Below are 10764 nucleotides of genomic sequence, written 5' to 3'. Positions count from 1 at the left end.
ATTGGAGGAGAAAACAGCTGAAAACCCTTGTTTGGATTTCGGCTGTTGGAAGGAAAGGAATTTTGCAAAGGTCTCAGGCCGTCTGAAAACTGAATTTCAGACGGCCTTGGGTTATCGTATTTGCTCAATGAACCAGTAAATTAAAAAAAGGGATATAACTGCATCATTAAAATAGAAAGTGTAAATTTAATGTAAATTAAATAATTACTATATCGAATAATAAGGTAGAATTGCCAAAGTTTATTAATAAATTATAAAAATACGCAAAGTAAAAAAGAGCGACAGTACCTGTCGTGACTGCAACATAAAATTCCGCCATTACATACGAAAACGAAAATTTATCTACTATGAGCCAGCGTACTAAAGCACAGGAAGCACTAGGCATCCGTTTGGCAGATATTCTGACACGTCTAAATCAAGGGGAAACGATTGATATTCAAAGTTTGCCCGAGCGCTATGGCATTTCATTGCGTACAGCCCAACGTGATCTCAATCGTCTTGCCCCTTTATTGCAAACTACAGGTACACGTTATTACCGTCTTGATCAAAACCAGTATGGCCGTCTGAATAAAGACGAAATCCGCCGTATTTGTCATTTTGCAGGCTTACAAGACCTTTTCCCTGAAGCGGACCGCCGCTTTTTTCAAGAAAGTCTGCGTCAAAGCATTATCATCAAAGGTCATCAATACGAAAATATTCGTCATCGCCAATCAGATTTTGATTTGGTAACACATTCTATAGAAGCAAAGCAAACCATTAGCTTTAATTACACTAAAGCCGATGGCAGTAAAAGCCATCGTACTTTAGATCCTTACCGGCTCATTAATAAAAGCGGTATTTGGTATCTTATCGGGCTCGAAAATGGTCGAGAAAAGACCTATTGCTTTACTCAAACATCCCAGCTGCAAACAACCTCAAAGACATATGTTCCAGATGTAGGGTTTGTAGAGAAAATTCAAAATACCGACAGCATCTCGTATGGTAATCAAGTCAGTGAAATCATTATTCAAATCAGCCCACAGGCTGCACATTACTTTTTGCGGCGCAAGCTGTTACCCAATCAGGAGGTTATTCGTCGCCTCGATAACGGTGGCCTGTTGATTGCCTGCAAAAATGTTAACGAAATTGAAGTTATCCCCATCGTCCAATATTGGATACCGCATTCAAGAATTGTCAGTCCGCAAGAGTTGCAGGAAAAGATAATCGGCAAATTAAAAAACTATATCAATAACCATACGGAGGGCTAATAACATGTGGCAAATCATACTTGGATTCATCATGTTGCCTGTTGCGTTTATGCAAAGAGGCGGAATTAGGGCAATTATAGGGCTAATCTATATGTATAGTACATCTTGGCTTGATTGGAACGTAACGTACAGGGGGAACTTGGAACTTATTTCTTGTTTTATTTTTGGTCTAATGGGTTTTTGTCTGCTAATGAGTTCGTTCAGTAAGGCCTAATCGGCACAAATAGCAGAAAGTAGTCATTTCCATTTAATTTTTATTCAGGAGAAATTTATTTTATGAACAGCAAACAGCAATTTTTAGATTATATCGGTGAAGTTAAGAACATCATTTCCCCTTTGGAAATTTCAGATAACAAATTATCGGAAATTCAAGGAAATATTACGGATGCAGAGCTGATTGTACCGGTGGTTGGCGGATTTAGCGCGGGAAAAAGTACATTGCTCAATTCTTTTTTAGGCAATGAGATTTTGCCGACTGCTGTGACTCCGGAAACTGCATTAGCAACAGAATTGCGTTATAGCGATAGCAACTATATTGAAGCAGTAACGGCTTCGGGTGCGGTTGAACGTCATCAATTGGCTGATTTTGCACGCTTAAAAGATAATGCACAAAACTTCAAAAATTTGCGTGTTTATTTAAATAATGAAAATTTAAAAGCCATTCAACCTTTGGTATTGGTTGATATGCCAGGATTTGATGCGCCGATTGAAAACCACAACCAAGCTATTTTGAATTACCTGGAGCGTGGCGTTTTCTTTGTATTCCTAACCAGCATCGAAGACGGAAACATTACATTGAGCATGAAGCGTGAAATTGACAATCTCCAACAAATTGGAAAAGGCTTTGCATTCTGTATCAGCAAAACAAATTTGCGCGCACCTGATGATGTTAAAGCAGTACAACAAAAAATTGCCGAGCAACTGGAAGACGATTTTGACTATACGGGACAAATTGCCCTTTTAGATATGGATGGCGGCAATAACCTTAAAAATATTTTGACTGCAGTCAATCCTGATGAATTGTTTAAACTTTTGTTTATTGATGAATTGCGTGAAAACTATACAGGATTAATACAAAGCATCAACGTCAAAATTTCTACATTTAAATCAAATAGAAAAGAAATCGAAGAAACTTTATCTGCCCTGCAAAACAGCCTGCAAGGTATTGAGGCCAAAAAACAATCTGCAATCAATGATGTCGAGCAGCGTTATTCACGAGATAGCGTATCTGTCATCAATCAGGCTGTCACATCTGCAATTTTGCAGCAAAAAATGCGACTAGTTGATTTGGCAATCAATAACCAAGGTGCATTTGAGCGCGAGCTGAATGACATTACAAAAAATGCACTGCTTTCCGCCGTTCAGACTCGCTTCCGAGCCATTAGCCAAGATTTGATAGAAGAAATGGGCAATGGTATCAATGCACAATTAGCTACTTTGCCGGAAGGCGGTTTGGGTGGCATTGCAATGGATGTATTGGCCAATAGCGGGGCAGACGCTTTCGGAAAAGTAGCTAATACAGCATTAAAATCAATATCTAAAGCAATTATGGTTAATGTGACTTCGACAACATTGAAGGCATTGCTTGGTGGTGTATTTGGTATTGTAGGTGCCGTGTTGCTCTTCCTGCCTGAAATTATTTCTTTATTTACAAAAGGAGAGAAGGAGCGCAGACAGCGTGAACAAGTGGAGCAGGCAATTATCAATAATGTCATTCCACAAATTCAACAGCAGCTTAATACCGTATTGCCTGACTTAATGAATCAGAATATTACAGCCCTGATTAATCAAGTCAGTGAACAGTTTGAGGAGCAGCTGCAACAAAAACGCAATGAGATTGAAGCAGCAGAGGCAGAAAAAGCAGCAAAAGCCGCCGAGTTGGAAAGCACGATTAATGAGTTAGAAAGCGGCAAGCAACAGTTGACTACAGCGGCAAACCGTTATTTATTTGCCTAATCATTTTCAGACGGCCTCAATAATATTGAAGGCCGTCTGAAAAAATAGATACTCTCAAAAATATTAAGGATCTATTCATGGATATCATCCAGTTAAACAACCAAATTGAAGAATTCGTAAATAAAAATAATTTCAGTCATGATGCCTTGGCTTTGAAGCAGGAACATGCAATTCAGAAAAGCGAAGAGTGGCAGAGAGTTTTAGATAGCTTTGCAGAACAAGGCCGTGTGTTGCGTATCGGTATTATCGGACGTGTGAAGGCAGGGAAAAGCTCCATGCTCAATGCCTTGCTTTTCAATGGTAACGACATTTTGCCCAAAGCCGCCACACCGATGACAGCCGCGTTGACCATTATGGAATACAGTGAAAATGTCAGCGCAGAAGTGGACTTTTTTACCCAACAAGACATTGATGAAATTAAAGTCAAATATGATTTATTCCAAAAAGCGTTAGATAGCAAAGTTAAAGAAAAAGAGCTGGAAAATGCTGAGAGAATTAAGAGAAAAAAGGGTGTTAATTCTTTATCGGCGGAAGAGCAGCAAGAATGCCGCAATAAAGCCAAATCTCAAGCCGAGCGGGAGATGAAGGACGATCCGTCTTTTGCTTCATATGATCAATATTGCCGTATTAAAGAATCAGGCAAATCATTAAGTGATTTGGAGCAATACCGTACGATTTCAGCGGGTAGTGTGGAAGAGCTGATGAATGGCGTATTGAACCAATTTGTTGGGTCAAGCGGTGCATTCATGCCGTTTACCAAGTCCGTTACATTGCATATTCCGGAAAAAGGTTTACAGGGCCTGCAAATCATTGATACCCCGGGAATTAATGACCCTGTGACATCTCGTGGCGAACGCACCGAGCAATTACTGCAAGACTGCGACGTCGTATTGATTGTGTCTCCTTCGGGACAATTTTTCAGTAGCGAGGATACCGATTTGATGCATCGGGTAACGACCAAAGAGGGGACGCAGCAAGCTTATCTTATCGCCAGCCAGGTGGATAACCAATTGTTTGGCAGTGAAAGTCAAGGCTTGAGCGATCCTATTCATGTTTTGGAACGTATTTCTGACAATTTGACCAAGCATGCGCGTAATGTTTTGGCCAAACAAGTCCAAGAATATCCGTCCATGAAAGTGGCCGCGGACAAGTTGAGCAAGAACAACGTGATTTGCTCTTCAAGCGTGGCGTTTTCAATGCAGCAGCGTTTTGATGAACAACATACATGGGATGCCAATTTGCAACATGTATGGCGCAATTTGAATCAAAAATTCCCTGATGTTTTTAGTCATGAAGAATTGGCTAAAAATGCATTAAACCAATTGGCCAATATTCATCAGCTACATCAAATAGTGAGTGAAGTAACCGCCAATAAAGAACAAATTTTGGCGCAACGGCGCATTGATTTTGAAAATGGCAAACGTACCGCATTACAAGGCTATTTAAAAGCATGGGCCGAGCGCATCAATGAGCAGATTCATCAGATTCAGCATGCCGATGTGGACGAATTGCGCAAGCAAGAAGCCGAACTCAAAAATCAGCAAGCCACAATCGATGCAAATGTGGGCGGCGTGTATGATGATTTGATTTCGGATATCAAACTGAATTTGAGCAAACAATTAAAAGACAAATTGAAAAGTGAAATGCGCCGTTTTGACAGTGTTTCTGATGATGCTCAGGGTTCAGAAACCGAATACGAAGAGTATCAAGTTAAAGAGAAGCGTGGTGGGTTGGGTACTCTTTTAGATATTTTTGATGGTGGAAAAACGGTCACTAAAACACGTTCTCATTCCTACACTACTGTAAAAGTCAAACCGATTCGTCGTGCAATTGAAGAAATCCGTTCTAATTTGGAAGATGAATTGGGCCATTTGTCAGAAAGCTATTCACAGGCTTGGAAAAAGAAAATCTACAGCCAAGTCGTCAGCGCGTTGAGGGAGGCAATGGGTGACGGAGAGTTGGATGTCAATATTATTGCCCGTGCGGTAAAAAATGTTTTGGCGCGTATTCCTGAGGCTTCATTTAAATTAGAAGACGATATACCTAAAAGCCTGAAAAAGACAGGTAAGTTAACAGGTTATGAGGCAGAATCATTTATTGATGATGCAGAAGATTATATTTCCAATCTTAAAGACGTGGTTAATAAAGATATTTCTGCCTATATGACAACTTTGGTAAGCAACCTTAAGAAAATTGACTTGGCGAAAGAGTTGACCGCAGATCTGGAAAATAACCTGAAACAACTGCTGAGTGAAATTGAAAATAAAGAAGCGAGCTTATTTAATTATCGAGGTATTCAGAAAGAATTGGCAGGCTTGATGCAGTCTGCCGCTTAATTAAAATCAATCAGGCCGTCTGAAAAATTCAGACGGCCTGCAAGGAATAAATATGTCTCATCATTCAGTAGATCAATTGAAAGAATGGATCAGTCCGAGCATTCCTTTGGGCTTGATGTTTGGTAAGAAACAACAAGCCTTGGAAATTCTTGAACAAATCAAACAGCAACTTAAGAGCATAGACATCATGCAAGAACAATTGAATCAGGCAGAGCAAGAGCTGCCTGAATTGAAAAAACAGCTTGAGCAGGCACAAAAAAAATTAGAGCAATTACAGAAAAATTTGTCGGAAAGCGAATTGCGTCAGACTTTGATTGCAGACCTTCTATCGGCCAATAATCTGAATCCCGGTGTGCGACAGTATTTTCAGCTTTTGGGAGGAGAGTTTTTAGAGTTTGCCAATCAGGAAGATTCCTTGAAAGATGAAGCGGCAGCATTTTTAGAATTGCAGGCAATTGGTGATGAATTAAAAGTCATTGGCGCTTACCCGGAATTTTACAAAAAACGCTCGATTGCCATTGCCGGAGGTTTCAGCGCCGGTAAATCCGAATTTATCAGCAGTTTGTTTGAGGATCCCAATATCCGACTGCCTATCGGCATCGAACCGACTACTGCCATTCCGACTTATGCCTTAAACGGTCAGGAAAACGGCGTGATCGGTTGCAGTCAGAATGGTGGTGTGATTGATTTACTGAAGATTGATCCTGATTTTCAACAAAAATTGTCTCATAATTTTATCCGGTCATTTGGTTTCAACCTTAAAACCATCATGCCTTTTGTGTTTATGACTACGCCGATGAAGTTTGAGCATTTGTGCTTTATCGATACGCCGGGATACAACCCGTCTGATGTGGCAGACGGACATACGGCGGAAGATGTAAAAACGGCGCAAGAGTTTGTCCAAAATTCCGAGGCTTTGTTGTGGCTGATTGGTTTGGATTCCAACGGTACGATTTCAAAAAGCGATTTGGACTTTTTAGATCATGCAGGACAAAACAGCCAAAAACCGCTCTATATCGTTCTAAATAAAGCAGATTTGCGCCCATATGACCAGCTTGAAGAAATTATGGCAGAAATTGCCGATACTTTGGACGATTACGATATCGAAATTGCCGGTATTTCTGCATACAGCTCTATTACGAAAGAAGAGTATTTGTATCACAAACAGTCGCTGCATGCTTTTCTTGCCAGCCTGGATCAGCCGTCTGAAAAGCAAACCTTGCTTATGCGAAGATTGTTTGCCGTAGATGAAAAATATCAACGTGCTATTTTGCGTACCATCAAAGAAAACAAGCAAATCAATGCGACTTTAAGCGGCTTCAAGTTGGATTTGTTAGAAAACGGCTTTGATGACCTGAGTTCGGATTTGTATGAAAAACTTGGCAAAATGAATTCTATCTTTACTATCAAGCAAAAAGAAGAACATCTGAAACAATTGGAAACAGTCACAATGAAAATTGTGGCGGCAATTGAGCAGGTATTTGGTCAGCCAAGCAAGGTTAAACGTAAGAATTGGACGCAGGACGAAATCGAGCTGGATGAAAAATTTGTTCGGTTAACCCAAAAAGAGCAAATGCCCGATGAATTGATGGATAAGCAGCCTTCAAATGACCAGCCTTCAAATGAGAAGAAAACATATTCAACAGAATTAAGTGCTAGATTTTGGGGGTATTGGGGAAATAGGCTAATAGGTAGTAATTCTAAAATAGAATTAACTGTAGGTATGCTTTTGATTGATAATAAAGAAACCTTTACATTTGATGAATGGGAGGATGTTTATAATAATCACTTTAAACATGTTCATCAAAATTGCACCTGTGATGATGCTTTGAATGCACTTTGTGAAGCTGGAATAATCCGTTGTATTGATGATGGAAGTAAGAAAAATGAATTTGGTTTTGGAAATATGTTAGCTATGGTATTGGGAGGAAGTAATCCAATTAAAACATACCAATTTGTTTTACCGGATAAAGAAATTTTTAATCAGTTTTTGCAACGGCACAATAATATTAATCTGTCGGATGAACAACTTGAGGCAATAAAAGCTTTGATAGAATCACAGCACTATTTTGATTTTGAGGATTGGACAGAGCACTATAAGGGGGAACATGCTGCTTTAGCATTAGGTAGATTGGTTAAGGCGGGAGCTGTTAGAAAGGAAAAGAATGATTATTATTCATTTGTTTAATTGATGGCCTGGGCCGTCTGAACATTCAGACGGCCTCAGTAAGTGCAATATATTATTTTTAAGAAAATATTATGAAGGGTATATTATGATTTGCTTCATTCCATGTAGGATATTCCGTGCATATGAAGTGAATTGATCGATACGCTAAAAGGGAATGGCAATGAATTTATCTGGAAACAAGACATTTTATCAAGACCATAAAAATACTTATTCGGAACACTTCCGCTTGCGTATCCACCGCTCTTTGAGCTGGCTGGAAAAGGCGGAGGAAAGATGGTCGGTACAGGATTGGGATTTTGCCTTCCAGTCTATGTGGATTGCGTTTAATGCGGCTTATGCTTATGAGCTGGACGGACGAACCATGCCTGCGGATAGAAACAAATTTCAGACTTTTTTAAATAAGGTCTGTGCGCTGGATACGGATAAGCAGATTTATGCTTTGGTGTGGAAGGAATTTTCGGGTGCGATTCGATCTTTATTGGGCAATCGCTATGTGTTTCAGGAATTTTGGGATTTCCATAACGGCTATATTTCCGAAGCCGCTTATTTGGAATGCTTTGAAAAAGAGCGGCGTAAAGTAAATGCGGCTTTGGCCGCGCAGGATACGGCAACGGTCTTGTTTGTGTTGTTTGACAGGCTTTATACCTTGCGTAATCAGATGGTGCATGGCGGTGCGACTTATAATAGCAGCGCCAATCGCGAACAATTAAAGGACGCTTGTAAGATTTTGGGCAGCATCCTGCCGGTAATGCTGTCAATTATTCAGAAAAATGCCGATAAGGATTGGGGCAAGCCGTTTTATCCGTTTGTAAAGGAGGATTGATATGGCAGTTAAACCCCGTCAAGATGTTTATTGGACTTGTGTGTCTTGCGGTTGGCAGCGTGAGGCATCTAAGGGATCGGATATGTTGTTGCCCAAGCCTAGACAATGTGGCAAATGCGGAAGTCAAAATTTGGAACTAAAACAAGGTAATATGTTGTCAGGTTTATTTAAGATGTTTTCGGGAAAACGATAAAGATCAAAAGGCCGTCTGAAATTTAGCTTTCAGACGGCCTTTATTTTGGCTTATCCAATCAATAAACGTCGCGTTGGTAGCGTTTGTCTTCGCGCAGGTCGTTGAGGTAGTCTTCGGCTTCGTCACGGCTGAGTTTGCCTTGGGTTTCGATGACTTCGATCAGGGCGTTTTCGACATCGCGTGCCATGCGTGTAGCGTCGCCGCAGACGTAGATGTGTGCGCCTTGTTGCAGCCAGTTCCAAACTTCGGCGGCGCGTTCGGTGATTTTGTGTTGGACGTATACTTTGTGTTCGCCTTGGCGGCTCCATGCGAGGTCGGCGCGGGTGAGGAGGCCGTCTTTGCGCCAATCGCTCCATTCGAGTTGGTAGAGGAAGTCGTCGGCCAGGCGTTGGTTGCCGAAGAAGAGCCAGTTTTTGCCGCTGTCGCCATTGGCGGCGCGTTGTTGCATGAAGGAGCGGAAGGGGGCGACGCCTGTGCCTGCGCCGATCATGATGATGGGTGTATCGCCGTTTTGTGGCAGGCGGAAGTTGGGGTTGGGTTCGACAAAGACGCGGACTTCGCTGCCTTCTTCGAGGCGTTCGCCCAAGTAGCCGGATGCTGCGCCGGTGTAGGTGTGGTCGTGGTGGTCGAAACGGACGACGCCGATGGTGAGGTGGACTTCTTCGCCGACTTCGTCTTGTGCGGAGGCGATGGAATAGAGACGCGGGGTTTGTGGGCGGAAGAGGCTGTATAGGGTTTGTGCATCCAGTGGGTGTGGATGGGCAGCAAATACGCCTACGGGCGGTGTGGCGGTGAGGTAGGCATCCAGTTGGGCTTTATCTGCAGCTATGGCTTTGAGTTCTTCGTTATTTGTTAATTCGGCGTATTGTTGGACGAATGCCGGTGTGTTTTGGGTGATGTCTGCGGATTCGGTCAGGGGGGTGCGGATGTCGGTTTCGCGGCCGTCTGAAAGTTGGACGGTTTCGTTGCCGCTCAGTTGGTTGAGGTCGAGGATTTCTTGAACGAGGTCGGCGGCATTCAGCGGCCATACGCCGAGCGCATCGCCTGCCTGATAATGCAAACCTGAGCCGCTGAGGTCGATTTCGATGTGTTTGACGTCTTTTTCCGCATCGCGCGAGGTGATTTTTTGGCGCACGGATAGGGTAGCTGTGTAGGGGTTTTCTTTGGTGTATACGGCGCTGCTGCTTGGTGTTGCTGAACTGTTTGGTGTAGCGGTTGGACTTGGGCTTGCTGCTTGGGCGGCTAATTCGGCTACTTTGGGTACGACGGCGGCAATCCATGCGTCGGCATCGGCTTGGAATTCTAAGTCGCAAATGCCCAAGTCGTTCAGACGGCCTGCGCCCAGTTCGGCAAATTTGGCATCAAAGTCTTTGCCTGCTTGGCAGAAGTTGGGATAGGAGGAATCGCCAAGGCCTAAGACGGCAAAGGTCAGTTTGCTGAGATCAGGTTTCTTTTTGCCGTAGATGAATTTGTACAGGGGCAGGGCTTCTTCGGGCGGTTCGCCTTCGCCTTGGGTGGAGGTAACCAAAAGCACGATGTCTTCGTCGGGCAGGGTTTTGCTTTTGAAATCGCCTGCGCTGCTGAGGCGGGCTTCTACGCCGGCGACTTGAAGTTTGGCGTGTAAGGATTCGGCAACGCTGCGGGCATTGCCGGTTTGTGAGGCGGAGAGGACTAATACGCGGCGGCTGACTGTCGAAGTGGCTGTTTGCAGGGCAGATGGTTCGGCTGCTGCTCCGGATACGCCTTGGCTTTGCGCCCAGCAATAGCCGGAGAGCCAGGCAAGTTGGGTGGGGGATAGGGCAGAGAGTTGGACGGAGAGTTCGGGTGGAAGCGGATTGGCTTGGCTCATTTGGATTCCTTTGTTGGACGGCTATAACCGATTGTTTGAATAATGGACAGTCGCCACTTTAAACAGGCCGTCTGAAAAAAGGAAAGAATGCTTGGTTTTAATTTAAGATGATTTTGTTATATTCGGGAAGGTATTAGGCCGTCTGAACAAGCATATTCAGACGGCCTTGGAT

Annotated in this window: 6 protein-coding genes; 5 read left to right on the top strand and 1 reads right to left on the bottom strand. The window is 42.9% G+C overall.

Annotated elements, in window-relative coordinates; genetic code table 11:
- The first annotated feature begins 347 nt into the window (after window positions 1-347).
- The 5 genes from ACTHSP_RS06300 to ACTHSP_RS06280 all read left to right on the top strand — a co-directional run bounded on the left by ACTHSP_RS06300 (window position 348) and on the right by ACTHSP_RS06280 (window position 8550).
- Window positions 348-1247 (top strand): helix-turn-helix transcriptional regulator, encoded by a 900-nt coding sequence (locus ACTHSP_RS06300; RefSeq protein ID WP_128581272.1) that lies wholly within the window; start codon window positions 348-350, stop codon window positions 1245-1247.
- A 276-nt stretch (window positions 1248-1523) separates the two neighbouring features.
- Window positions 1524-3203 carry a dynamin family protein gene (locus ACTHSP_RS06295; RefSeq protein WP_440345823.1) on the top strand — a complete coding sequence of 560 codons (1680 nt, stop codon included), beginning with the start codon at window positions 1524-1526 and terminating at the stop codon, window positions 3201-3203.
- 77 nt (window positions 3204-3280) lie between these two features.
- Window positions 3281-5539: a dynamin family protein gene (locus ACTHSP_RS06290; protein ID WP_440345822.1), complete on the top strand. Its 2259-nt coding sequence runs from the start codon at window positions 3281-3283 to the stop codon at window positions 5537-5539.
- A 52-nt stretch (window positions 5540-5591) separates the two neighbouring features.
- Entirely contained in the window at window positions 5592-7727 is a 2136-nt protein-coding gene (locus tag ACTHSP_RS06285) for a dynamin family protein (RefSeq protein ID WP_440345821.1), read from the top strand.
- A 160-nt stretch (window positions 7728-7887) separates the two neighbouring features.
- Entirely contained in the window at window positions 7888-8550 is a 663-nt protein-coding gene (locus ACTHSP_RS06280) for a hypothetical protein (RefSeq protein ID WP_440345820.1), read from the top strand.
- Window positions 8551-8801: 251 nt separating this feature from the next.
- On the opposite strand, the gene ACTHSP_RS06275 is transcribed toward ACTHSP_RS06280, so the two are convergent.
- Complete coding sequence (locus tag ACTHSP_RS06275) at window positions 8802-10592, bottom strand: assimilatory sulfite reductase (NADPH) flavoprotein subunit (protein WP_440345819.1); 1791 nt, start codon at window positions 10590-10592, stop codon at window positions 8802-8804.
- Window positions 10593-10764: the final 172 nt, after the last annotated feature.

It is taken from the genome of Neisseria sp. P0001.S005, assembly GCF_051963715.1.
This window is presented reverse-complemented; position numbering and strand designations above follow the sequence as displayed.